We start from the raw sequence: 25901 nt of genomic DNA, 5'->3' as shown, positions 1-25901 counted from the left end.
GTGAAGAAAATGGAATTAGCAGAAATTCGTAATGAACTTGAAAGAACAGCTAAGAAATTAGCGGACTTTAGGGGGTCTCTTTGACCTTGATAATAAGGAAGCGAGAATTGCTGAGCTAGATGATGAGATGCTGCATCCTGACTTTTGGAATGATCAGCAAGCAGCTCAGACCGTCATTAGTGAAGCAAATGGTTTGAAGGACCAGGTCCATGAATTTTACAAGCTTAATGAGAGCTTTGAAAATTTGGAATTAACTTATGAGCTTGTCAAAGAAGAAAATGATGAAGAATTGCGGACCGAGTTGGAAGATGAGCTCGGGCAGCTTACAGGGCGCTTGAGTCAATTTGAACTGCAGCTTCTCTTGAGTGAGGAGTATGATAAAAATAATGCGATTTTGGAGCTTCACCCAGGTGCTGGCGGAACAGAATCACAGGACTGGGGCTCGATGCTCTTGCGGATGTATACCCGTTGGGCTGAGAAAAAGGGCTTTAAGGTTGAGACACTCGATTACTTGCCTGGGGATGAAGCTGGGATTAAGAGTGTTACGCTTGCGATCAAAGGTCATAATGCCTATGGCTACCTGAAGGCGGAAAAAGGGGTTCACCGTCTGGTAAGGATTTCGCCATTTGATTCCTCAGGCCGTCGCCATACTTCGTTCGTTTCTTGTGAAGTGATGCCTGAGTTAAATGATGACATTCAAATAGAAGTTCGGACAGAAGATTTAAAAATTGATACGTATCGTGCAACTGGAGCGGGTGGACAGCATATCAACACCACGGATTCCGCCGTCCGGATTACCCACCTGCCAACGAATGTTGTCGTCACTTGCCAATCAGAGCGCTCACAGATTAAAAACCGTGATGCGGCAATGAAAATGCTGAAATCTAAGTTATATCAATTGGAAATTGAGCGACAAGAACAAGAGCTTCTGGAAATTCGTGGCGAACAGAAGGAGATCGGCTGGGGAAGTCAAATCCGTTCTTATGTCTTCCATCCGTATTCGATGGTGAAAGACCACCGGACCAGTGCCGAGAGCGGAAATGTTCAAGCTGTGATGGACGGGGATTTGGATCAGTTTATTGATGCGTATCTAAGGTCGAGGATTTCGTAACACGGGCATTTTTTAAACAAGGATTTGAAATAAATGTATCAAGCCTTTGCTGACCCATTCGGCAAAGGCTTATTTTTTGGGATGTATTTGCCGATCATGGTGAGGTTGTGTGATCGCTACTTTGTGGTTTAAGTGGATTTACCTAAAATTTTGAATCTACACTTCTGCAGAAAGCATTGCAAACATTTTATCATGATGTTCCAATTTGTTATCGATGTGTCTGAAATAACTCCTAAATTCCGTGGCATTATTTTTAACCGTATCCTCGAGTGAGTGAATACTTGCTTCTACTTTATCTAACCGTTGTTTCACACCAATGAATTCGTTATCCATGGAATCAAACCGCTGATCCATAGCATCAAAACGCTGATCCATAGCATCAAACCGCTGATCCATGGTGTCTAACCTAAGTTCAATTTTATCGAAACGTTCATCCATAGCATCAAGTCTAAGTTCAATTTTATCAAACCGGTCATCCATGGCATCAAATCGCTTATCAATTACGGTAAAGCGTTGATCAATTTTATCAAACTGTTGATTCATTTGTTCCATCATTTGTCGTAACAACTGCTCCATCTGGTACCCCTCCTTTTCAACATATTATAACATTTATTGATAATGTTTTAGCAAAACAAATGACAGCGTATTCAATCATAAATTCCTTATCAAAATCCCGTTATTAGCAAATACTAATAAAAATTTTAACCCTTTAACACGTCAACTTAATGCCATTTACACCAAAATTTGCCCATGCTATACTCACTCTCGGTTGATAGAAATTATAACTGAAGAATCAATTTTTTGAGGAGAATAGATTTATGAATATTTTAAGTAATCTTACACTAACCTATCCAAAAATGAGAATGGCGATAGATTATCTATTTGTTCTGATTGGGGCGGCGATTATTGGTCTGGCATTTAACGTTTTCCTACTCCCGAACCAAGTGGCTTCTGGTGGAGTTAGCGGCATCAGTACGATTCTAAAAACGGTGCTGGGCTGGGAACCAGCCTATGTACAGTGGGCATTTAATATACCTTTGTTCATTGCTGGTATCGTGTTTTTAGGGAAGCAATTTGGCGTCAAAACGCTAGTGGGAACGATTTTTTTACCGTTCATTGTTTTTTTTACCAAAAATTTAGAGCCATGGACAAATGATGCTCTACTCGGGGCTTTGTTTGGGGGAATTGGCGTAGGGCTCGGTTTGGGGATTGTTTTTAGGGGGAAGGCATCCACCGGCGGGACCGACCTTGCCGCGCAGATTATTAATAAATATACAGGTTTTACACTGGGCCGTTGTGTCGTCCTAATCGATGGATTAATCGTGCTCACTGCTGCCATCGTGTTTGATATCGAAAAGGGATTGTATGCATTGATAGCCCTTTATGTGACTAGCAAAACGATTGACCTTGTTCAGGTTGGCTTTGGAAGATCAAAAATGGCAATGATCATTACAAGTAAACAAGAAGAAGTTCGTGCAGGAATTTTGAATAAAATTGACCGTGGTGTGACAAAACTATCAGCATATGGTGGTTTTACGGACCATGAACGGCCAGTTCTGATGTGTGTTGTCGACCAAACGGAGTTCACAAAATTGAAACAATTGGTCAAAGCCCTTGATCCATCTGCGTTTGTGGTCGTTATGGATGCCGCAGAAGTGTTGGGAGAGGGTTTCAAACGGGCATAGGATTGGTATAATAGTGCATTGATGGTAATATTTTCAGAAGGGGGTACAGGTAATGAAGAAAAAGCTACTTACGTTGTTAATGGGAACAGCATTAGTTATGGGACTTGCAGCCTGCGGAGGCGGCAATAACGACAAGGGAACGGACAAAGGAACGGACACTGTTACCAGTGATGCCGGAGCAAAGATTTTCGATCAAAAATGTTCTGGCTGTCATGGCGGTGATCTTACGGGTGGTATGGGACCAAACTTAACAAAGGTTGGCTCAAAGTACTCTAAGGACGACATTTTAGGTATTTTAAAAAATGGTAAAGGTCAAATGCCGGCAAACGTAGTTACCGGCGATGACGCGAACCAAGTTGCTGAATGGCTAGCAGCTAAAAAATAAAGGTTACAAAAACGTTCTATTTGAAAAGATAGAGCGTTTTTTTTTGCCCAAAACGCAAACTTTGTCGGGTTTTGTAATTCTTTGAAAAGAAACTGTAATATTTTTACCGCTTTTTTTAGCAATTTATGATGTTATAATAGGATTATGCGAAATTATGCACATATTTTTTGTTATCCTAGTCCATTTTGCAAATAAATAAAGATTATTGTCGAATCACAATTCGAGAAGTCTTTAAATAAAGGTGATAAAAATGATAGAACTACAAGATGTATATAAAAAGTACCCGAATGGGGTTTCTGCCATAAATGGGATAGACGTCCGGATAAACCAGGGCGAATTTGTCTACGTTGTCGGACCAAGTGGTGCTGGAAAATCGACATTCATTAAAATGATGTATCGTGAGGAAGTTCCGACTTCAGGGACCATCACAATGAATGGTGTCAACCTCGCAAAATTAAAGATGAAAAAGGTACCCATTTTCCGCCGGAATCTTGGCGTTGTCTTTCAGGATTTCAAGCTGTTACCACGGTTAACAGTCTATGAAAATGTAGCTTTTGCCTTAGAGGTTATTGAAGCGCAGCCGAAAGTCATTAAAAAAAGAGTGATGGAAGTTCTCGATCTTGTAAATTTAAAGCATAAGATAAAAATGCTGCCAACAGAGCTTTCTGGTGGTGAGCAACAGCGTGTTTCTATTGCCCGCTCGATTGTCAATTCACCGAAAGTGGTCATTGCGGATGAGCCTACTGGAAACCTTGACCCGGAAACATCATGGGAAATCATGAAAATTTTTGAAGAAATTAATGCACGAGGAACCACTATTGTTATGGCAACACATAACCGGGAGATTGTAAATACATTGCAGCATCGTGTTATTGCCATTGAAGGTGGAAAAATAGTACGTGATGATGAAAGAGGTGAATACGGTTATGAAAATTAGAACAATTGGCCGTCACGCTCGAGATAGTTTTAAAAATATAAGCAGAAATGGCTGGATGACTTTTGCATCCGTTAGTGCTGTTACCGTTACCTTGATTTTAGTTGGTGTCTTTTTCGTTATTATGATGAATCTTAATAGAGTAGCACAAACCATTGAAGATGATGTGCAAATTCGCGTTCACATCGATGTTGCTGCAACCCCAAAAGATCAGCAAGCCTTAAAAAGTGAGATTGAAAGAATGCCTGAAGTGAAAAGTGTAACATTCTCCTCTAAAAAGAATGAACTAGATAATTTAGTAAGCAGTCTTGGTGAGGAAGGCAAGTCCTTTAAACTTTTTGAACAGGATAATCCCTTAAACGATGTATTTATCGTAAAAACGAAAAAACCGACAGATACGATGGAAGTTGCGAATCAAATCAAACAATCCAATTTTGTTGCCAAGGTAAAGTATGGCCAGGGCAAGGTTGAAAAGTTATTTAAGTTTATTAAAGCGAGCCGCAACGTCGGGGTTGTTTTAATCATCGGCTTATTCTTTACAGCCATATTCTTAATCTCAAATACAATTAAAATTACGATTATTGCAAGACGGAGAGAAATTAAGATTATGAGATTAGTAGGAGCAACGAATACGTTTATTCGCTGGCCGTTCTTTTTGGAAGGATTATGGCTCGGTTTTCTTGGGTCCATTCTGCCCATTATCTTGATTGCGATTGCCTACTATCGTGCCTATGATTACATTGGCCCTAAGCTAGAGGGGACTTTTATTAAAATCTTGCCGTTTGATCCGTTTGTCTATCAGGTTTCTGGCATTTTGATTTTAATGGGCGCATTAATCGGCGTTTGGGGCAGTTTGATGTCCGTTAGAAAATTCTTGAAAGTTTAACTAGATAAACGAGAGCACCTGTTTAGTGCATTTGATTAGATCAGGAAGGGCAGTCTTCATGTCCTTCCTGATTTATTATGAACAAGCAGATTACTAGAATAAACGCATAAGAACCATCAAAAGTTTCGTACACAACAACATTCGTTCACACAAAGATAAAGAACGATTTAACCTGTACATAGAGCGAATGGGAGGAAAAATCGGAAATGAAGAAATCAGTAATTACTATTGCCGTTGCTACGACGGTCGGGCTGGGAACAATTTTTGGCGGAGTAACAGTTAAAACAGAGGCCGAATCGATTTCCGGATTGAAAGGTGAACAAACTAAAATTCAGGACCAACGTTCCAATATAAAAGCCGATATAAATTCAGCAAACGATAAGATTAAAACTTTACAAAGTCAGCAGGCAGATGTTAAGAGTGAAAAGAAACGTCTTGACTTTGCGATTGATGATACAACTGACAAAATAAATGATAAAACTGAGAAGATCAAAAATACGAAAGCCGAAGTGGCTAAGCTCCAAGCTGAAACAAAAATCATCAAGGAGCGAATTCAAAAGCGTAATGTGCTTTTGAAGGAACGGGCGCGCAGCTACCAAGAGAATGGTGGAATGGTTAGTTATTTGGATGTGTTAATGGGATCCACCAGCTTTAATGATTTCATTGACCGTGCCAACGCAGTAGCAACCATCGTGCAGGCAGACCAGGATATTTTAGAACAGCATGAGGCCGACAAAAAGGAACTTCTCGAGAAACAAACGCGAGTAGAAACGAACCTTGCTAGCCTCCAGAAGATGCTTGTAGACTTAAAGAATATGAACCAGCAATTAAGTGCACAAAAGAAAGAAAAAGAAAAACTATTAGCTAGCCTGAAAGATCAGGAAGAAGAAGCCCATGAGGGTATGCTAGATATGCAGGAGAGAGAGCAAATCCTTGCGGCTCAAGAGGCAGCCATTAAAAGGTCAATCCAAAATGAGCGAGAGCGTCAGGCAAGAGAAGCCGCTCAAGCTAAAAGTAATCAATCTAAGGGTGGAAGCAGTGATTCTTCATCTGCACCAAGTGGAAGCAGTGCATCATCATCTGCACCAAAGGTTTCAAGTGGCAGCTTCACAAGACCAGCACCTGGGGTAATTACTTCGGGCTTTGGGGGTCGCGGTGGATCATTCCACTATGGTTTTGACATCGCAAAACCGGGCGATAATGTACCAATAGTCGCTGCTGCAGATGGGGAAGTATATGTTTCACATTACTCATCAACTTATGGCAACGTAGTTTATATTTTGCATAACATAAATGGTCAAACGTATACCACCGTTTACGCACATATGAGAAGAAGTTTGGTGGGAGCAGGTGCAACCGTGAAAAAAGGACAACAAATCGGTGTTATGGGTAACACTGGTGATTCCAGAGGTCAGCACTTACACTTTGAACTATACAAAGGGCGTTGGCAATATCATGCGGCAATCAATCCATCGGGCATTGTGCCACTATAATAATGGAATGGGAGAAGTTCTTACTTCTTCCATTTTTTTATGTAATCATAACTCGTCCACTCCTAACATATAAGTTAATAATCGGGCAGGAATTTGGAGCCTTGTTATAAAAATAGATAGGACATGCATTTTTAACTCGAGGAGGATTGAAATGAATCGTAGATGGATTGCCCTGTTGATGACGGGTTCGCTTCTGACAGGAGCGGGGGGCACATATGCAGGAATGCAGTTATTAGATCATAACATCGGGAACAAGAAGCTTGAGTTAGCGCATTCACCAAAAGATAATCAAATAATTTCCGAAGAAAATACAGTTGATCTTGAAAAAGTAGAGCAGGCCTATGACCTTATTTTAAGCAGGTATGTTGAAAAAGTGGATCAGGATAAATTAGTAGAGGGCGCGATCCAAGGGATGCTTTCTGTCTTAAAGGATCCGTATTCCGTCTATATGGACAAGGAAACAGCCCAACAATTCACACAAACTTTGGAATCCTCATTCGAAGGGATTGGAGCCGAAGTTGGAATGGTTGATGGGAAAATAGTGATCGTCTCACCATTCAAAAATTCCCCGGCTGAAAAAGCAGGCATCAAGCCGAATGATCAAATATTAAAGGTGAATGGAAAAAGTGTGGAAGGACTTGACTTGAATAAAGCAACGCTAAAAATCCGCGGCAAAAAAGGCACAACGGTTCAATTAATGATTGCGAGAAAAGGGTTAAAAGATCCACTAGCCATTGATGTCACACGTGATGAAATTCCACTTGAGACCGTACATGCTTCCATTAAGAAGCAGGATGGCAAAAAGATTGGCTATATTGAATTAACCTCCTTCTCTGAGGATACGGCTGCTGATTTTGAAAAGGAATTATCAGCCCTTGAAAACGATAATATTAAAGGGTTAATTATTGATGTACGTGGAAACCCTGGTGGCCTTCTGGATAGTGTGGGTGAGATTTTAAAAGAATTTGTACCAAAGGATAAGCCGTACGTCCAAATCCAACAGCGGGACGGTAAGAAAAAACGTTACTTCTCGACGCTATCGAAGAAAAAGGATTATCCAGTGCTTGTCCTTGTCAACAAAGGCAGTGCCTCCGCATCGGAAATTCTCGCAGGTTCACTGCAAGAGGCGGTAGGTTACCAGCTCATCGGGGAAACAACGTTTGGAAAAGGCACGGTTCAACAAGCTGTCCCAATGGGGGATGGCAGCAATATCAAGTTAACGTTATTTAAATGGCTGACCCCAGATGGAAATTGGATCCATAAAAAAGGAATCCAGCCAGATGTGGCCGTTAAGCAACCGGCCATATTCGCCACCCATCCCATTCAAGTAGAAAAACCACTGGAAGAGGATATGAACAATGAGCAGGTTAAGAATGCTCAAGAAGTGTTGGCTGGTTTAGGATTTGCCCCTGGTCGGACGGATGGATACTTCAGCAAGGAAACGACCATGGCCGTAAAAGGCTTCCAACTTCATGTTAACATGAATCCGACAGGAAAAATCGGCCCCAAAACAGCGGCTAAACTTGAAGAAGCTGCGATTGTTGAAATGAAAAAAGAGAAAAACGATCTCCAGCTGCAAACGGCATTGAGATTAATTACCAAATAGGAAAGCAGGGGCTTTAGCCTCTGTTTTTCTTTTTGGGTAGTAACTGTTACAACATTTTTGCCATTTTCTAAAAACTAGCAATATGTTTTATGGTTCTAATTTGGTAAAATAATCTTTAAGGGATTTTTTTATGATAAATTACTAGAATTAATAGAGGCAGGTGGCAGGAAATGGTGGAAACATGGCTTGTGGAACTTCTAAAAGGGACAGGCAAGTTATTTCTTCATCCTGTTTTATACTATCTTGTTTTCCTAACAGGGATTTTAGGCGTTACAAGAGTGAAGCGTGAGCGAAAAAACTTTCATATTCGGGCACATGATGCCTATTTTGAACTCCGCCAGTTATTTCCGCAGGGATTTCTGATCGGACTGGTTCTTTCTATTATTGTTGTTGCGGCAGGCATCGCCGTTCCATTTGCAACAATTCTGCTGATTGCTGTCTTTACGTTTTTATGGTCACTGACTACAAATGTTCGATGGATATCGCCTGCATATACAATTGGGGCTGCCTTTTTCGCGATGATATTGATTGCTGAGAATAATTGGTCGATCCCGCTCTTTACGAAATCGTTTCAAGCACTGGGTGACAAGGTTTATCCTTCTGTTGTCGTTGTGCTAGGACTGATGTTAATTGCAGAAGGAATCCTAATTTTTAAAAATGGCGGAAAGGGGACCTCACCTAAACTTGCCAAAAGCAAACGCGGTCAAAACGTAGGGTTGCATGAAGGAAAGCGCCTCTGGATGCTTCCGTTGTTCTTACTTATACCAGGTAATGCACTGCAACTTCCATTCGATTGGTGGCCAGTCTTTCATCTGGGATCACAAGAGTACTCACTGATTCTGGTGCCATTTGCGATTGGCTTTCATCAGAAAGTCAAAGGGATGCTGCCCAAAGTTGCCATTCAGCTTCACGGACGCCGGGTAATCGTCCTTGGGGTTTTCGTTACATTACTTTCTGTCGCAGGCTATTGGTTGCCGCTCAGTTCGATCGTGGTAGCGGCTCTGGCTGTCCTTGGCCGTGAATTGATTACATTAATGACAATGATGAAGGATGATAATCTCCCTTTTTATTTTTCAAAAAAAAATCAAGGCTTGATGATTATTGGTGTCATTCCCGAGTCCCCTGCAAGTAAAATGGGTCTGCAGGTTGGTGAAATCATCTCAAAAGCAAATGGAGTGCTGGTTCGTGATGAAAAGGTGTTCTACGAAGCCCTGCAAAAAAACCGTGCGCACTGCAAGCTAGAGGTCCTCGATACCAATGGAGAGATTCGCTTACTCCAACGTGCCCTTTACGAAGGTGACCACCACGAACTGGGCATCCTCTTTGTTCAGGACGAGCGCAAGTATGATGAAAAAATAGGATAACGATGGTGCCTGACACCAAATTCAAAAAACCACTTAGCCAAAAATTGCTAAGTGGTTTTTTACGTTCTTTATTGGGTAATCTAATTGCATAAAAAACAAATAAGATTATTTCGTTGACAAGATGTATTTTATATTATAAAATTACTTTGAATTAGAGATATATTAATTGATAATAATTCAATTCAAGATTACTCTGTAATATTGAGTAGGATAATATCCTGCCAATAAGTGTTTTGTTTATTCATGAACACTACGTAACTCTTTAGATAAAAATTTTTATAGGTGGTGTTGAAGTTGGGTTTTTTAGGTAGACTATTTGGTGATTCAACAACAAAGGAGGAAAAAACAATGACAAAATTAAACATTGGTATTATTTTAGGTAGCACACGTCAAGGACGAGTAAGCCCGCAAGTAGGGGAATGGGTGAAAGGGATTGCCGACAAACGTGGCGATGCAAACTATGAAATCGTTGATATCGCGGACTTCAATTTACCATTCTTAGGTACAACTGACGGTTCAGAACCTGGTATCGCTGAATGGAATGGAAAACTTGCTAACTTAGATGGTTTTGTATTCATTGTTCAAGAATATAACCACAGCATCACTGGTGCATTAAAAAATGCCCTTGATTTTGCACGTGAAGCATGGAATGACAAAGCTGCTGGAATCGTAAGTTATGGTTCAACAGGCGGAGCTCGTGCAGCTGAACATTTACGTGGAATTCTAGGCGAATTGAAAGTGGCGGATGTTCGTACACACCCAACCTTGTCATTATTTACAGACTTTGAAAACGGCAGTGTATTCAAGCCAGCTGAATTACACCTTACAAATGTAAATAATATGCTTGACGAAGTGAATAGTTGGAGCGGAGCATTAAAAACAATTCGATCATAACAAAGAGGGAGGATGATGAATCATCCCCCTTTTTTGTATTTTGAAAACAGTTGAATAGGGAAGAACCTGGCATCAAGGATGCCAGGTTGCATTAATAAGGAAATTGGGTTGAATAATTGCTAAATTGTTGATAAGCCTGGTCAAGCTTTTGCTGGTCTTCGGCTTCAAGTTTGTACCAGCCATTTTGGAACATCAGGGTATACAGCTCGCGGCAGCTTTGGTGCGTCTCGTTTAAAATTTGTAGGATATCAGCATGAAGTTGTTCATGACTTGCTTCACGAACGGCAATGTTCAAGCTATCCGTTAAATATTTACAAGTACTGAGCCCATCATTCAAGTAGTCACGGTCATTCATATTAGGACCTTTAACTTTTGGCAATTGTCCAGTTTGCGGATTAGCGATTTGATTATTGTTTTGTGCTTGTTGGTTTTGCACGGTTGTACCTCCTCATGATGGTGTTTAGTTGACTTGTGAAGGACTTGGTATGTTTGCCATTGCTTGATTATTGTTCACTTGCAGGTGAGGAAGCAATCGATTAAAATGATCCTGGTGCATCCTCCCGGCCTTATCAAGCGCCTGCTTGAAGGTTGGATTTTCGGCGTTTTGTGCTAGGGAATGGAACTTTTTAAACGCCAGAAGCTCCCACGATAACGCATCTTTTAAATACATTAAGTCTTTCGTTGTAATCGCGCGTGGCGGGTTTGGAATAGGTATTTGTGTTTGTGTTTGGTCCATGATGGTCTCCTTTAATTAGATTTATACTTCATTGTTTAGAATGAACAAACGGCTCATCCGTTATTCTGAAACCTTCTAGGGAGACATTTTTTTACATGAAAAAACCAAAGGATGTGCGTCCTTTGGCTGTCAACTGATTATCAAAAAGCAACGTAAAACCCCTAGCTTTAGCTATGGGGATACTCATAAGGATCGATATTTTTTCAATGAAAAGATATTCAAAACAATGAAAATAGCGGCGAAGATCACTAAGGCAAGAAGGTCCCCGCTTATATCACTCAAACTAAACCCTTTATACATCACACCTTTTAATGCGTCACCTGCGTAGTACATTGGCATTACCTTTGCAACTGCCTGTAACCAATCGGCCATCCCTTCAAGCGGAAAAATTCCTGCAAAAAATATTTGTGGTATAACTGCAATCGGGATAAACTGAATCATTTGGAATTCTGAGGCTGCGAAGGTCGATAACAGGATTCCAAGCGAGAGTGCCACCAAAGCTAAGACTAAATTAATGAGGAGCACATTCCATATCGACCCGACAAGGACGATATCTAATACATTGATAGCATAGAATACAACAATAATTGTTTGAATCACTGCGAATAGTCCATAGCCAACCAAGTAGGCAGTAACGATTTCCCATCTCCGAATTGGAGTAGACATCAGCCGTTCCAATGTACCCGTTGTCCGCTCGCGTAATAATCCAATTCCTGAAATAATAAAGACGAAAAAGAAGACAAAGAAACCAACTAAGATCGGACTTAACACATCAAAAAAGACGGTGTCTGAATCACCATAAACGTAGGTTATATCGATACTTTTCGGTGTCATCGCTGGCGCCTTTCCGGAGCTTTGCAACATAATCTGAGCTTGGAACTGTGCCGAGATTACTTGGTTTACCTTCATTTGCAGCGCTTTCGCTTTTGTAGGATCGTCATTCCGAAGTATCAGCTTTATTTTTCCACTTTCCTGCTGCAGCAGTCCGTCAAGGTCGTCATCTAGAATGGTATGGTTTGTTACTGACTTGTATTCTTTAACGTTAATGTCTGCCTTATTAAAGGCGGTTGTTAACCCACTATCAATTCCCGTGACACCTAATTTAGGATCGACGGTGTTGCCATTGAATAAAAAGTACATCAGGGTCAGAATCAGTAGTGGTGCCACAAACAACAGGGCTAAGGTGCGTTTGTCCCGAAACATCTGCTGACAAATTCTTTTAATTAGCGCAAGTACTCTCATGATTGTTTCACCCCTGCCTTCAAAAATACCTCATCAAAATCGTCTGTCCCGTAGAACGCCTTTAATTCTGCGGGCGTTCCACTCGTTAAAATGCGGCCGTCGCGGACCATAGCAACATAATCGCATTTCACCGCTTCATCCATAACATGAGTGGTGACAATGATTGTTTTTTGCTCTTCATTTTTCAAACGTAAGAATTCTTTCCAAATCGACAACTTTAATTCGGGATCAATGCCGACAGTTGGTTCATCTAAGATTAATATTTTAGGATCCTGAATTAAGGCAATCGCAAGGGATAAGCGCCGTTTCATCCCCCCAGAATATGCAGCTACCCGTTTCTTTAAGTCATCTGTCAGGTTTACTAAGTTAGAAACATAAGTGATTCGCTTTTTCTGTGATTCTTTATTTAACCCGAATAGCGAAGCGAAAAACTTCAGATTTTCTTCACCTGTTAATTCTCCATACAAGGCGTCGGCTTGGGCCATATAACCAATTTCCTGAAGTAAAGCAAGATTTGGCATTTTCTTATCTAATACATGAATCGATCCGGTATCCGCCTTATCCATGCCAACAATCATTTTAACAAGGGTCGTTTTCCCGGCCCCTGAAGGTCCAATCAACCCAAATAATTGCCCTTTCTCAATGGATAAGTTGACGTCATTTAAAACGGTTTTTTTTCCAAAGCTTTTGCTGACTTCTTCTACTTTTATGGTTGAATCCATCAATCATTCCCCCTAGGATTGTTGACGCGGTTATGATTTTATTTTACAACTCAGTGAGAGATAAGCAATAAACAAAAAACAACAATATGTTGATTATAGTCCACTAGTTAACAAAGTGTTCATTTACTTCCGAAAAAAGGCAGCCTAATTTTTTATCAACCCGGTAACATGCCTAGGGCCTAATAATGTGATCCGCGATAAGATCATCGCCATTTCCCGCGGCGGTTTTTCCATCCCGCTTTCTAGCCAGTACTGAATCACACCGAGGTGGGCAGAGCTGACATAGGAAAATAGATATTCCACTGGGACAAGCATTTCTTCCCCTTTTATCTTTGACGTAACATGTTGGAAAAAGGTCTTTTTAATGATATCTCGTAATTTTCCTTGGAAGGATGCGTCACCTTTGGGACCCAAAATCACTTTCATAAAACTTGAATTCTCATGGAAAAATTCAAATAGGTTAATGATGAAGGGAAATGGATCATTTTCACTATTAAAATTCAAGAAATCATTTGGATTTATCACTAGGGTCATTTTTTCAATTTCATTTAATATCTCAGCCTCACTCTGCTCCAACAAATCATATTTATCACGATAGTGGAGATAGAAGGTACCCCGATTAATATCAGCTTTTTTCGTTAAATCACGAACCGTAATTCCTTCAAAGCCTTTTTCCTCCATTAGCTCTGTTAGAGCATCACGAATTAACCGCTTCGTCCGTACGATCCGCCTATCTGTTGATTTTTCCAACATGTAAAATCCCTCCCTTTGTATAACTGTATATTGTTTAACGAATTATAATATACATCGTGAATAATAATCAACAATGTGTCTAATTAAATTCATCGGTAAACAGTGGGGACATTCATGAAATGATTTGGCGTAAAAAGTGCCAAATAGAACGGATATATGGAAACGAGAACCAATAAAAATGGTAACAAAAAGGGGTTTGGCGAAATCCCGAGGAGATTCGGCGGAATTAGTGCGGGGTTTGGCGGAAAAACTCACAGTTTGGCGGAATCAATCCAATAGTTGGCGGTATCCCGGCCCAAGTTGGCGGAATCCTCAGTCCGAGAGTCTGCCTTAAAACGAAAAGCTGATTGTAATTAAGTAGGAATTTTTTTGTATATTTGGATGCATGGCTGTTAAACCTAAAGTGGGAAATTCTTATCCATGAAAGGTGGTTTAGCCATGATCATTAACTTGTTGAATGGTATTGAGTTTCAAAATCCGGATATTTTTAATCTTGAAGGAGCAGCAACAATCGTTTTTTATTTTACAGTCTACTCATGGTTAGGTTGGCTGCTCGAAAACAGTTATAACTTCTTCACGAAACGGGAGTTTTTTAAGCCGAATTTTCTTTTTGGGCCATTTAAGCCGATGTACGGCTTTACCCCTGTGCTCTTGGTCTATCTAATTTCACCAGAAACCAATTGGTTAGTCGTTATTTTCCTTTGCTTCATGATTCCAACCTTAGTGGAATATGCGACAGGAGCATTGCTGCAGAAACTTTTTAACCAAAAATGGTGGGATTACTCTGATGCACCCTTGCAGCTTCATGGCCATATTTGTGTCCCCTTCTCTTTATGCTGGATTCTGTTATCGCTTATTTGTATTAAATGGGTACATCCTGCAATATCATCGAAGTACGGAGCGATTGAACCATATTGGGCATGGGTCTGGTCAGCAGTAGGCTTGTATTTCCTAGCTGACCTCGTATTAGCTATCCGGAAACACTCTCTTCAGGACCTTATTACAGAAGAACCAAACAATCAAATTCAATAGGTGCCTGACACCATATGAAAAACTCCTTCCGTAACATATAAAAAGGAGTTTTTTTGCTTTAATACGTCAATCTTCATACATGGCCATGGATGATGAATTTGGGCAAAGATTTGATGTTTTAATAGAATCGACGAATGATTGTGGCAGGTGTGATCTGAATAAAAGATTAAAATTCAATGAAAAAAAGAAAACTAAGCAGAAATCATGCTAAATTGAAGTAGATCATTCCTAGAAAAATAAGATGGGTTTTATAAACACGTAGATTTGCGACCTATGTTAAGGCAATAAAAAGGAGGGCTGACGATGAAACAGCGGATTTTGGTTGTAGAAGATGAAAAACAAATCGCCAAGATATTAAAGATCGAACTGGAGTATGAGGGATATGAAGTAAATGTTGCTTATGATGGGAAATCGGGATTGCAGGCAGCCCTACATGAAAAATTGGATTTAATTTTATTGGATGTTATGCTGCCTGAAATGAATGGCATTGAGGTTTTAAGAAAAATACGAAAAGAGAATAACCTTATCCCTGTTATTTTATTAACAGCCCGTAATATGACCATGGACAAGGTAGCAGGACTCGATCAAGGGGCGAATGATTATATCACCAAGCCATTTGAAATTGAGGAATTATTAGCAAGAATTCGCTCTTGTCTCCGGCAAAGTACCATTGCAGTCATGGCTTCACAATCGAATGACTCCTTATTAGAAATAGGGGATTTAACTGTTAATCTGGATACAAGAGAGGTCACCAGGGGAGAGACTTCCATCACGTTAACTCCCAAGGAATTCGACTTACTGGTTTATTTGCTATCCAATAAAAATCGAATTGTCACGAGGGAGAGCATCCTCCTTCATGTTTGGGGCTATGAATATGAAGGGGAAACCAATGTCATTGATGTGTTTATCAGACATTTACGAAAGAAAATTGAAGAAGGTTTTTCTGACCCAACGATTATTCAGACGGTAAGGGGCATTGGTTATACCGTAAGGGAGAATTAACAAATGAAGATTACCACAAAAATCAATCTTATTACTACGGCTTGGATTTTATGTATGTTACTTGCTGTGAATGCGGTTGTCTTTTTTTCATTTATGAAGATTACTGTCAATATGGAAGATGGTGAACTACTTCAAAAGGCTGATTATTTGATAAACGAAATCAACAAGGAAGATTCTCTAGCGGTTATTAAAGAAAAATTAACCCCATACCTAACGAACCAGTCTTTTATAAGGATCGTTCAGCCAGATTCGAAAATAGTTAATCAAGTAACGAATGATCCGAAATTAGCTGCTAAAATAAAACCGCAATTCACTACTGAAAAAGGGACGCAAAGGCGGACCATTAGACTTAATCATCAGGAAGAACAAATTGCCATTGTCAGGGTGCCAATCCAATCAAATGGCCATGTAGTAGGAACACTAGAGTTTGGGGAGAAATTAGTAGGATTGGAAACAGGAAAAGACTTATTACTCTCCATTCTTGCCTTTTGTACCATTTTAGGTGCGGTATTATCACTGCTCGGTGGTAGATGGTTGTCCAATCTGATTATGAAACCTATCTCCAATATGATTAACACCATGGAGGATATTGAAAAAAGTGGGATCCCGAAAAAGATTATCATCCAACATGAGACAAAGGATGAATTGCAAAAATTGGCCGTTACGTTTAATCGGATGATTGGCAGATTAGAGGCAAATCTCGAAAAACAGCGGCAATTTATTTCTGATGCTTCACATGAATTAAAAACCCCGCTTACTGTGATCAAAAGTTATGCAGACCTACTGCTAAGACGGGGGTTAAAAAATGAAGAGGTTGCCCATGATGCGATTGAATCGATTCATTCAGAAGCAACAAGAATTCAAAAAATGACAGAAAGGTTTCTGGATTTAGCCGATACAGAATCAGGTAATCTTTTAGAACCAAAAGTAATCAATTTAGTTTCCTTGTGCGAAGATATCTTCAAGCAGCTTAAAAGTGCCTATAAAAGGGAAATTAACCTCCATTACCATGAACCAGCCATTAAGGTTATCGCGGATGAAGTCAAGCTAAAGCAGGCAATGATAATCTTAATCGATAACGCAATTAAATATAGTACAGATAAAATAGATGTGTACTTACAGGATAAAGAACAATTGACGATTATTACCGTAAAAGATTACGGAATTGGCATCCCAGAGTGTGAAATAGAGAATGTCTTTGAACGGTTTTACCGGGTGGACAAGGCACGAAGCAGGGAGACAGGCGGGACAGGGTTAGGCTTGTCGATTGCAAAAAATATTATGAAGCAGCATCAAGGAGAAATTATCGTAAAAAGTACGGAGGGAGTGGGAACAGAGGTAGAGTTGTTCTTACCCAAACGGAAAGTTGGAAAGGAAATGTTTTTCGAGTGATTAAAATATTGATAGTAAGTGTTATTCTATTATTCATTTTTTTTCTTATCTATGCCATATTGCCCACCATCCTCATTCGTAGGAGCGGGCAGGGAATCATCAAAACAATCCATGCACCGGCTATTGCATTAACGTTTGATGATGGTCCCAATCCTGAATACACACCACAATTACTTGACCTTTTGAAAAAGTACGGTGTAAAGGCATCCTTTTTTGTGGTCGGCAGTAAAGTGAAAGCCTATCCTGCCATTATTAAACGGATGAGTCAGGAGGGACATACGATTGGAATTCATCATTATGACCATATTTCAAGTTGGATTCTTTCCCCCCTTCGCTTAAAAAAACAACTGCAAATGACAGAACAGGCAATCAAAGAATGCACCAATGAAAAGGTATCCTTTTACCGGCCGCCATGGGGGAGCTTTAATAGTGCCAGCCTATATTTGAGCAAGCGTTATAAGGTGATTATGTGGTCGCATATCTTCGGTGATTGGAAGGTAGCGAAGGGTAAAAACGGCCTGCTTGAAGAGTTGCTCCAAACGACAGAAGCAGGCTCTGTATTGTTGCTTCATGATTGTGGGGAAACCTTGGGTGCCGATAGGCTAGCGCCCCGTTATATGCTAAAGTGCTTAGAAATCTATTTACAGGAAAATGTGAATAGGGGTACAAAATTTATCACATTAAAAGAAGTGAACTTTTAGAGGCTGCTATGAATGTAGAGACAATTATTAATTATATTAATATATATGGTTACCTAGTCATTTTTCTCTTTTTATTCTTTGGTATTGTGGGTATTCCTGCTCCTGAAGAATCGCTGCTCTTTTTAATCGGCGTGCTGAGTTATCATCATAAGCTCTCAATAGGGCTAGCCATATTAAGTTCCATTCTCGGAGCGTTTATAGGAATGCAAACAGCCTATTCGATTGGAAAATATGCAGGGTCCCCTTTTATAAAAAAATTCGGAAAGTATGTCGGGATTAGCGATGACCGTTGGGAAAAAGTAAGTCGTATATATACCAAAAATGTACGTAAAACAATCGTTATCGGTTTTTATCTGCCAGGTATTAGGCAGATAAGTCCGTATTTTGCTGGGATTACAAACATTCCATTTCGGAGGTTTTTCCTTTTTTCCCTGCTAGGCACTCTTCTCTGGACCATCCCTTTTATTGTGGGAGGCTATTATGCAGGAAAGGTATTTCATATAAATCCAGACTATATTCCATATTTAGGAATGGTATTTTTCATTCTTTTTCTGCTATTTGTCATACGTAAGTATATAAAAAGGAAAAAAACAGCATCAGCTGAATAGGAGAAATAATACAAAACCTGAAAAGGCATCTTTTCAGGTTTTTGTTTTTAGACCCAGCTAAAAAAAGGCTAAAGTTAAGATTAAAAATCCATTAAAAAACGAGTTTTTCAAGAAATGAGTGATACATTGAAAGGGTAATTTAGAATTCATCATTTTCAAAGTTCGATTTCTAGTAGAACAGGAGATGGAATAAGTGAAGAAGATTTTGTTTTTACCACTCTTACAAATGCAATCGGGACATCATCAAGTCGCTGAGGCATTAATGGATCTGTTAAAAAATCATACAGATGATCTTACATTTAAAAAAATCGACTTGTTAAGTTATACAAATAAATCGTTAGAAAAAGTGATAACAAATGGCTATCTCAATTGGATTCGCTATGCGCCAGAAACTTATAATCTTGCCTATAAAAGCTTTTTTTACGTATCACCAACTAAAAAACATTCCTTTAAATGGTATCAACCGCTCTTTTTGAAGAAAATGGAGCAATTGTTAGCGGAGGAAAAACCAGATTTACTTGTTTGTACACATGGGTTCCCTTCTTATCTTCTTAGTAAGTTAAAAATGAAGGGAAAATGCGACATACCGATTATTAACGTTTACACAGATTTCTTTATTAATAGTGTTTGGGGAAGAGAGGGGATTGATCTCCATTTTCTCCCTAGCCAAGAGATCAAACGAAAACTCGGCAGAAAAGATCAAGCCACGAACCAACAGATGATGGTCACTGGTATTCCTGTTCATGAAGGAATTACAAAAACCCTTCATCGAAAACAAGATAATGAGCGTCCCAAAATCTTATTATCTGGAGGAAATAGCGGTTTGGGCGGGATTTTGAAACTAGCGGAAGAGTTAAAGCTCTCCTCAAACTTAGACTTCTTAGTATTGTGTGGTAATAACAAGAAGCTTTATGAAGAAATTCTTTCGTGGGATTTAGATCATATCAAACCATTAGCCTATCTTTCTTCAAGATCAGAAATGAATTTACTTTATGAAGAAGTGGATGCGATTATCTCAAAACCGGGTGGAGTCACTATAAGTGAAGCAATCCGAAAAAGACTTCCAATCTTTGTTCATTCTGCACTTCCAGGGCAGGAGAAAATAAATCTCCAATATTTAAAACGGAAAGAGCTAGTATTTGAGCTCGACCAGAGCACTCCATTGGAAAAACAGCTGGTTAGTGTTTTAACGAACCAGAAAAAAATGAAAGGCTGGGAGGATGCTATTGATGCTTACCAGCAGGAAATTGAGTTAGAGAAGCCGGAAAATATCGTGGAGTTGATAGAAACACTCCTTGACCAAAAGACGAGCAGCAGGCAGTCGGGATTGGTTAGATTTTCTTCTCCTTTGAGAATTTAAGATGGTTGAAACACATGAATCTGGAGGTTAGTTAAGATGTCTCACATAGACTATGGTATCTTTCAAATAATCAATCACCTTGCAATAAGTGAGCGATTTTTAAACCCATTAATGATATTTTTAGCAGAAAAAGCAGAGTATTTATTTTTTGCGGGAATCATTTTTTATTGGTTTTATCATAAATCACAAAACCGAAAAATGGTTATTGAAGCAATCCTGGCCGCGTGCGTGGCGCTAAGTATAAATGGAGAAATAGGTCACTTTTTTTACCGGAATCGTCCTTTTGTCACCCATCATGTAAACTGGTTAATCCCTCATGTGAAAAATGCCTCGTTTCCAAGTGACCACGCGACTGCCGCATTCGTGATTGCGACGGCCATTTGGATTTGGAAAAAACGTGACGGCTGGATGTGGTTGGTATTGGCTGCAAGCATTGCTCTGTCCCGTGTTTGGACAGGAGTACATTATCCTTTAGATGTGGTAGCAGGAATGCTCATAGGGACAAGTGTAGCTTTTGCCATCCATTTCTTACTAGTTCGATTCGAGGAAATAAACAAAGTAATCCTTTGGTTAATTGAGTACTATGAGAAAATTGAGAGTAATCTATTAAAAAAGACCAATCTAGTCAGAAAAAGATAGGAAGCCGAACGAGGCAGCGGCTATATATGCGTTAGAGAGGGACTTTGCTTTGAAAGTAAAACTGAATATTGAAAAGGAAGAGCCACTAAGGTTCTTCTTTTTTGTCATAAATCAGCTAAACTGTCATAAAATCTAAAGTTAATTGCTCGCTTAAAAAGTAAATATCCCCAGAGTAGGAAGGAGGATTTCATGTTTTATGCGATGTGGTTGGAAGGTCAATCGTTGTGGAATACCCCATTACTAGCTTGCCTCATTTGTATAGCGGTTGTATATGTAGTCTTAGTACTTTCATTTACAAAAATAAAGCTTCATCAAAAACAACCCCTGCTTTTTTTCCTCAGTTTAATCATTATGTACGGAACCTTTGGCAGTCCATTTGAAACCATAAGTCACTTGTCGTATAGTTTGCACATGCTGCAAATGAGCATTTTATACTTTATCATCCCACCTCTATTTTTATTAGGAATTCCAGATGCATTTCTACAGCAAATTCGTCATCTCTCCCTCTCTGTAAGAGTAAGCAAGTTTTTCTTACCGCCAATTGCTGCACTTTATGCTTTTGGAGCAATGTTCTTGATGTACCATTTCCCAGTAGTTTTAACGACTCTCTCTCAAAATTCGTTTGTCCATAATGGGTACCTATTTGTGCTGTTTGTCCTATCCTTTAGGATGTGGGGGCCAATAGCATCTCCTGACTCGAAGAAGGATGGTTCAAAAGGGCAGAATAAACGTTATCTATTTTTGAGCGGGCTTGTATTAATGCCTGCCTGTTTGCTTTTCATATTAACTGCCTTTATTGGCGGAATGAATAATCCTCTTCTTACACAACTAACCGCAAACCTTTGTATCTCACCTTCCCAATTAAGTTCTCTCAATATATTGTCATCACCATTTAATACAAGACTTGATCAATTGTTTGCGGGAATCCTAATGTTGGGAATGCATAAATTTGGATTAACCTTGACCGTTCGTCTTGGTAAAAAAATGAATAGTGGGAATGTGGTGGGGATTGTTGACTGACCACCACTTCTCACTATTTTTTCTGTGTGCGGATACTTTCCAGTGCCGTTAAATATATTCCGCCATAATTTTGGGAATGGTATGTAAGAAGTGTGCTTAATTAATTAAATTAGCCAAAAGTTAGGTGGGATTTTTATTTACAAAAAACAAGAGCGAAAGCTCATTTGGCTGGCTTTTATTGTTGCATCCATAATGGGACTGTCAATCATTGGACGGCTTTTTTCAGGATAAGAAAGGGGGGAGTTAAATGGGTAATGAGGAAGCAGTATTTTTTAGTCGTGTCCTAACAGAATTGACCTTGTCTTTTCACATCATTTACGCAACCATTGGTGTTGGGATTCCACTAATGATTATGATTGCTCAATGGGTTGGGATAAAGAAACAGGATGAACACTATATTTTATTAGCTCGAAGGTGGACAAGGGGATTTGTGATTACCGTGGCAGTTGGAGTTGTGACCGGGACCGCGATAGGGTTACAACTCTCACTCCTATGGCCCAATTTTATGCAGTTAGCGGGAAATGTGATTGCCCTGCCGTTATTTATGGAGACATTTGCGTTTTTCTTTGAAGCGATTTTTTTAGGTATTTACATATATACTTGGGATCGGTTTAAGGACCAGAAAAAACATCTGCTCCTGCTGATTCCAGTTGCGTTGGGAGCCTCTTTTTCAGCCGTTTTTATTACCATTGTCAATGCATTTATGAATGCACCCCAGGGCTTTGATGTCGTTAATGGCCAATTAGTGAATGTCAGTCCAATTGTAGCCATGTTTAATCCGGCGATGCCGACAAAAGTAGCCCATGTGGTTGTCACCGCCTATATGACGTCAGCGTTTGTCCTGGCTGCGATTGGTGCCTTTCGTTTACTTAAGGGGTCAAACCATGCGTATCATAAAAAAGCTTTGTTTTTAACAATGAAACTTGGATTCGTCTTTTCCGTAGCAACCGCTCTTTTAGGAGATTTCTCCGGAAAGTATTTGGCCGAATATCAGCCAGAAAAATTAGCTGCTGCTGAGTGGCACTTTGAAACAGGGAAAGGTGTACCGCTTGTCTTATACGGTGTCCTTGATAATGGCGAAGTAAAATATGCACTGAAAATTCCCTTTGCACTCAGCATTCTGGCTCATGAAGTTCCTAATGCAGAAGTGATTGGACTTGATCAGTTTCCGAAGGATGAAGTGCCGCCCCTGTATATCCACTATTTATTCGATACGATGGTGACGATTGGGATGTGGATGACCGTTTTGTCCTTGGTATTTGTAATAGGTACCTGGCGCCACTGGCGTTTCGTTTTATCCAAATGGTTTCGTTGGCTGCTTGTGCTCGGCGGCCCTCTCTCCATTCTTGCGATTGAGGCGGGGTGGTGGTTGGACGAGGTCGGCCGTCAGCCATGGGTTCTGCGTGGAATTTTACGAACTAAAGATGCAGCGACGACAAGCGGTCAAGTGGATATCATGTTGGTTTTATTTGCGGGGCTTTATCTTGTCCTCGGGGTTGGCAGTGCAGTTGTACTCTGGCGAATGTTCCGGAAGAACACAGTGGAACAGGAATTGGCCGATAGAGCTTCCGAGAAAGCGGGTGATGTGCTATGACACTGGAAATCGTCGGAATAAGCGCATTGGGGGTGTTTCTCTTTGGATATATTATCATTGCGTCCATTGATTTTGGGGCAGGATTTTTTAACGCGTTTAGTACATTAACCGGGAAACAGCATATTTTGACGAAGATTATTCAACGCTATTTATCGCCAGTTTGGGAAGTCACCAATGTCTTTTTAGTATTTTTCTTCGTCGGGATGGTTGGTTTTTTTCCAAAAACGGCTTATTACTTCGGCACAACTTTACTTGTGCCGGCAAGCATTGCGATTATTTTGCTAGCGATTCGGGGAGCTTATTATGCCTTTACAACCTACGGGGGACTCAAGCATAAACGCTATACTATCTTGTATGGGTTGACGGGATTATTTATTCCAGCGTCGCTGTCGAGTGTCTTGACGATTTCAGAAGGCGGCTTTGTGTCAATGGAAAGTTCTGCGCCTGTGCTTGATTATTGGGCTTTGTTTACCAGTCCTTTATCGTGGAGTATTGTGGTCCTTAGTCTGACAGCAGTATTATATATCTCCGCTGTTTTCTTGACATGGTATGCCCATCATGCAAAGGATGAAGCGGCAACGAACCTTCTACGTAAATATGCGCTTAGTTGGGCAGGACCTGCCATTATCACGGCTGCGGGTATTATCATAGAAATGAGGACGCACAATCCGGAACATTATCAACGCTTACTCGACCTTTGGTGGTTGTTCGGATTGTCCGTCGTTTTCTTTGTTGGAACCGTTTATTTGATCTGGAAGCGGCGTTCTTACGGTCTTGCATTCTGGTTATTAGTCGGGCAATTTGCGCTTGCCTTTTTGGCCTATGGTGCTTCCCATTATCCCTATTTGTTGTATCCTTATCTCACCTTATATGATAGTTTTACGAATCAATCGATGGCGATTGCCCTGATTGTTGCCTTCATTGCAGGGTTGGGATTACTCCTGCCATCGCTGTATCTACTGCTAAAATTGTTTCTGTTTAACAAGGAATATGTCCAAGGGAATCGAAATGATGAACATGCTTAGGGGGAATGAACGTGGATGATTTCTTACTTTTTTATGCCCCGTTTCTTGTGATGATTGTGACGATTGTAGTAGCGTTCTGGATAGCTCCGAAAGATGATTCTGTGGATAAATAACAACTGACTGCAAAATCGGTATGGAGTGTTCATGAGGACAATACTAAGGATGAAAAAGTAAAAACTGTCCTCATGGAGTGTTCATGAGGACAAAACTCAGCATGGAAAAGTGAAGATTGGCTTCATGAAGCTTCGATGAACTCCGAAACCTGCATTTATTATCCAATCATACGCTTATAAGCTACGCTTCAAGAAAGCCTTCGTTCGTTCATTCTTAGGGTTTGTAAACAACTCGGCGGGCGAACCAGATTCCACAATCTCCCCATTGTCCATAAAAATAACCCGGTTTGCTACTTCCTTGGCGAAGCCCATCTCATGTGTCACAACAATCATCGTCATGTGTTCTTCGGCCAGATCCTTCATCACTTGTAATACCTCACCAGTTAATTCGGGGTCCAATGCAGAAGTAGGCTCATCAAAAAGCAGAATTTCTGGGTTTAACATGAGCGCTCTGGCAATGGCGACTCGTTGTTTTTGCCCGCCTGAGAGATTGGCTGGATAGGCTGATGCCCGGTCAGTAAGCCCGATTTTCTCGAGTAGTTCACTACTTCGTTGCTGAATTTTAGCGGGCGCTTCCTTCTTCAGCATTTTTGGAGCAAGTTCCAAATTTTCTTTCACCGTAAGATGCGGAAAGAGGTTAAAATGCTGAAAGACCATCCCCATTTTTGCATTGATCTCTTTAATCTCCAGGGGTTTTGCATAGACGCCGTCCTTTACTAAATGCTTACCGGAGACACAAATCGTGCCACCGTCTATTTTTTCAAGATGGACCAAACTGCGGAGCATCGTACTTTTCCCGGAACCGGAGGGACCAATGACGGCTACCACATCATTTTTATTTACATCAAAGCTAATCTGTTTTAGGACATCCAAATTCCCATACGATTTTTTGAGGTTAGCTATTTCCATGATAGGCATAGTTACCACTCCTTCTTATTCAAATTTGAACCGTTTTTCGAGCCATTTAAACACCATCGTTAAGAGGAGCGTCATGATCAAGTAAATAATACCGGCGACGAAGAAAGGAACGATGGTAAAGTCGCGATTTACAGCTGTCTGCGCAAAATGTAACAATTCCGGTACGGCAACCGCATAGAGCAGTGCGGTATCTTTGACCAATGTCACGGATTCGTTCGCGACAGCGGGAAGGGCGATCCGGAACATCTGCGGAAGGATGACCTTTGTTAACGTCTGCCATTTATTCAGGCCGAGCACTTGTGATGCCTCATATTGACCTTTATCAATCGCAAGAAGCCCGCCGCGAAAGATTTCGGCGAAATAGGCAGCATAGTTCAAGATAAAACCTAAACAGGCAGCGACAAAGCGGTCCAAAACTAAGTATTCTCCAACTACTGGTATCATCGGCAGCCCGAAACAGATAAATAACAGCTGAAGCAAGAGCGGTGTACCGCGCATCACGTAAATATATCCTTGTGCAAGCAGGGACACAGGCTTAAAACGGCTGCCGACAGCCAGCGTTAATATAAACCCAAGTGGAATCGAAACCACAATCGCAATGACAAACAAGAGGACTGTCATCTGGGCGCCTTCGAGCATTGGTTTAAGTATGGAAATCAGATAATCAAAAGACATATAAGTTCCTC

General features: G+C 40.3%; 28 protein-coding genes. 20 read left to right on the top strand and 8 right to left on the bottom strand.

What is annotated here, in order from left to right; all coding sequences use genetic code 11:
- Positions 1-9 precede the first annotated feature (9 nt).
- Positions 10-1111 (top strand): peptide chain release factor 2 gene (prfB, locus tag AB7942_RS09620; RefSeq protein ID WP_335437665.1). Its coding sequence is split into 2 segments (ribosomal slippage): positions 10-81 and positions 83-1111, totalling 1101 coding nucleotides; the frame shifts between segments, so codons are not numbered across the junction.
- 156 nt (positions 1112-1267) lie between these two features.
- Here prfB and AB7942_RS09615 read toward each other — a convergent pair.
- Positions 1268-1687: a hypothetical protein gene (locus AB7942_RS09615; protein WP_369446650.1), complete on the bottom strand. Its 420-nt coding sequence runs from the start codon at positions 1685-1687 to the stop codon at positions 1268-1270.
- A 242-nt stretch (positions 1688-1929) separates the two neighbouring features.
- Here AB7942_RS09615 and AB7942_RS09610 point away from each other — a divergent pair, with 242 nt between their 5' ends.
- From AB7942_RS09610 to AB7942_RS09575, 8 genes are all read left to right on the top strand, one after another.
- The gene (locus AB7942_RS09610; RefSeq protein WP_088089611.1) at positions 1930-2796 is read left to right on the top strand and encodes a YitT family protein; all 867 of its coding nucleotides are present in this window, start codon (positions 1930-1932) and stop codon (positions 2794-2796) included.
- Between the two features lie 52 nt (positions 2797-2848).
- A complete protein-coding gene (cccB, locus tag AB7942_RS09605; protein ID WP_369446649.1) occupies positions 2849-3181 on the top strand; it encodes a cytochrome c551 in 333 nt (110 codons plus the stop codon).
- 250 nt (positions 3182-3431) lie between these two features.
- Positions 3432-4118: a cell division ATP-binding protein FtsE gene (gene ftsE / locus AB7942_RS09600; protein WP_088089609.1), complete on the top strand. Its 687-nt coding sequence runs from the start codon at positions 3432-3434 to the stop codon at positions 4116-4118.
- The gene (ftsX, locus tag AB7942_RS09595; RefSeq protein ID WP_369446648.1) at positions 4108-5001 is read left to right on the top strand and encodes a permease-like cell division protein FtsX; all 894 of its coding nucleotides are present in this window, start codon (positions 4108-4110) and stop codon (positions 4999-5001) included. The genes ftsE and ftsX overlap by 11 nt, the downstream gene beginning before the upstream one ends.
- Positions 5002-5207: 206 nt before the next feature.
- Positions 5208-6494 (top strand): murein hydrolase activator EnvC family protein, encoded by a 1287-nt coding sequence (locus AB7942_RS09590; RefSeq protein WP_369446647.1) that lies wholly within the window; start codon positions 5208-5210, stop codon positions 6492-6494.
- Between the two features lie 151 nt (positions 6495-6645).
- A complete protein-coding gene (locus AB7942_RS09585) occupies positions 6646-8100 on the top strand; it encodes a S41 family peptidase (protein ID WP_369446646.1) in 1455 nt (484 codons plus the stop codon).
- A 170-nt stretch (positions 8101-8270) separates the two neighbouring features.
- Positions 8271-9464, top strand: coding sequence for a PDZ domain-containing protein (locus AB7942_RS09580; protein ID WP_369446645.1), 1194 nt, complete (start codon positions 8271-8273; stop codon positions 9462-9464).
- 348 nt (positions 9465-9812) lie between these two features.
- A complete protein-coding gene (locus tag AB7942_RS09575) occupies positions 9813-10358 on the top strand; it encodes an NADPH-dependent FMN reductase (RefSeq protein ID WP_483310854.1) in 546 nt (181 codons plus the stop codon).
- Between the two features lie 91 nt (positions 10359-10449).
- Here the strand turns inward: AB7942_RS09575 and AB7942_RS09570 are convergent, their stop codons facing one another.
- The 5 genes from AB7942_RS09570 to AB7942_RS09550 form a co-directional block, all read right to left on the bottom strand.
- Positions 10450-10794, bottom strand: coding sequence for a spore coat protein (locus AB7942_RS09570; protein WP_256942474.1), 345 nt, complete (start codon positions 10792-10794; stop codon positions 10450-10452).
- 24 nt (positions 10795-10818) lie between these two features.
- Positions 10819-11094, bottom strand: a complete 276-nt coding sequence (locus AB7942_RS09565; RefSeq protein ID WP_335711878.1) for a ferritin family protein — start codon at positions 11092-11094, stop codon at positions 10819-10821.
- A 183-nt stretch (positions 11095-11277) separates the two neighbouring features.
- On the bottom strand, positions 11278-12336 hold the full coding sequence (locus tag AB7942_RS09560) for an ABC transporter permease (RefSeq protein WP_369446643.1): 1059 nt from the start codon (positions 12334-12336) through the stop codon (positions 11278-11280).
- Entirely contained in the window at positions 12333-13058 is a 726-nt protein-coding gene (locus tag AB7942_RS09555; protein WP_369446642.1) for an ABC transporter ATP-binding protein, read from the bottom strand. The genes AB7942_RS09560 and AB7942_RS09555 overlap by 4 nt, the downstream gene beginning before the upstream one ends.
- A gap of 144 nt (positions 13059-13202) precedes the next feature.
- Entirely contained in the window at positions 13203-13811 is a 609-nt protein-coding gene (locus tag AB7942_RS09550) for a TetR/AcrR family transcriptional regulator (protein WP_369446641.1), read from the bottom strand.
- 438 nt (positions 13812-14249) lie between these two features.
- On the opposite strand from AB7942_RS09550, the gene AB7942_RS09545 reads away from it, so the two are divergent.
- The 11 genes from AB7942_RS09545 to cydS all read left to right on the top strand — a co-directional run bounded on the left by AB7942_RS09545 (position 14250) and on the right by cydS (position 24297).
- The gene (locus tag AB7942_RS09545; protein ID WP_369446640.1) at positions 14250-14843 is read left to right on the top strand and encodes a putative ABC transporter permease; all 594 of its coding nucleotides are present in this window, start codon (positions 14250-14252) and stop codon (positions 14841-14843) included.
- Positions 14844-15146: 303 nt separating this feature from the next.
- Entirely contained in the window at positions 15147-15845 is a 699-nt protein-coding gene (locus AB7942_RS09540; protein ID WP_369446639.1) for a response regulator transcription factor, read from the top strand.
- Between the two features lie 3 nt (positions 15846-15848).
- Positions 15849-17237 carry a sensor histidine kinase gene (locus tag AB7942_RS09535; protein WP_088089595.1) on the top strand — a complete coding sequence of 463 codons (1389 nt, stop codon included), beginning with the start codon at positions 15849-15851 and terminating at the stop codon, positions 17235-17237.
- The gene (locus AB7942_RS09530) at positions 17234-17938 is read left to right on the top strand and encodes a polysaccharide deacetylase family protein (RefSeq protein WP_369446638.1); all 705 of its coding nucleotides are present in this window, start codon (positions 17234-17236) and stop codon (positions 17936-17938) included. The genes AB7942_RS09535 and AB7942_RS09530 overlap by 4 nt, the downstream gene beginning before the upstream one ends.
- 8 nt (positions 17939-17946) lie before the next feature.
- Positions 17947-18546 (top strand): DedA family protein, encoded by a 600-nt coding sequence (locus tag AB7942_RS09525; RefSeq protein WP_088089594.1) that lies wholly within the window; start codon positions 17947-17949, stop codon positions 18544-18546.
- A gap of 193 nt (positions 18547-18739) precedes the next feature.
- Entirely contained in the window at positions 18740-19906 is a 1167-nt protein-coding gene (locus AB7942_RS09520; protein WP_369446637.1) for an MGDG synthase family glycosyltransferase, read from the top strand.
- Between the two features lie 36 nt (positions 19907-19942).
- Complete coding sequence (locus tag AB7942_RS09515; RefSeq protein WP_369446636.1) at positions 19943-20545, top strand: undecaprenyl-diphosphatase; 603 nt, start codon at positions 19943-19945, stop codon at positions 20543-20545.
- 189 nt (positions 20546-20734) lie between these two features.
- Entirely contained in the window at positions 20735-21565 is an 831-nt protein-coding gene (locus tag AB7942_RS09510; RefSeq protein ID WP_369446635.1) for a cytochrome c oxidase assembly protein, read from the top strand.
- A 247-nt stretch (positions 21566-21812) separates the two neighbouring features.
- A complete protein-coding gene (locus tag AB7942_RS09505; protein WP_369446634.1) occupies positions 21813-23159 on the top strand; it encodes a cytochrome ubiquinol oxidase subunit I in 1347 nt (448 codons plus the stop codon).
- A complete protein-coding gene (locus AB7942_RS09500; protein WP_369446633.1) occupies positions 23156-24184 on the top strand; it encodes a cytochrome d ubiquinol oxidase subunit II in 1029 nt (342 codons plus the stop codon). The genes AB7942_RS09505 and AB7942_RS09500 overlap by 4 nt, the downstream gene beginning before the upstream one ends.
- 11 nt (positions 24185-24195) lie before the next feature.
- Entirely contained in the window at positions 24196-24297 is a 102-nt protein-coding gene (gene cydS / locus AB7942_RS30540) for a cytochrome bd oxidase small subunit CydS family protein (RefSeq protein ID WP_373408512.1), read from the top strand.
- A gap of 174 nt (positions 24298-24471) precedes the next feature.
- Here the strand turns inward: cydS and AB7942_RS09495 are convergent, their stop codons facing one another.
- On the bottom strand, positions 24472-25215 hold the full coding sequence (locus tag AB7942_RS09495; protein WP_335720111.1) for an amino acid ABC transporter ATP-binding protein: 744 nt from the start codon (positions 25213-25215) through the stop codon (positions 24472-24474).
- A gap of 15 nt (positions 25216-25230) precedes the next feature.
- The gene (locus tag AB7942_RS09490; protein WP_168245686.1) at positions 25231-25890 is read right to left on the bottom strand and encodes an amino acid ABC transporter permease; all 660 of its coding nucleotides are present in this window, start codon (positions 25888-25890) and stop codon (positions 25231-25233) included.
- Between the last annotated feature and the right edge of the window lie 11 nt (positions 25891-25901).

It is taken from the genome of Neobacillus sp. BF23-41, assembly GCF_041106275.1.
Note: the sequence above shows the minus strand (reverse complement) of the source record. Positions and strands in the feature narration are given on the sequence as shown.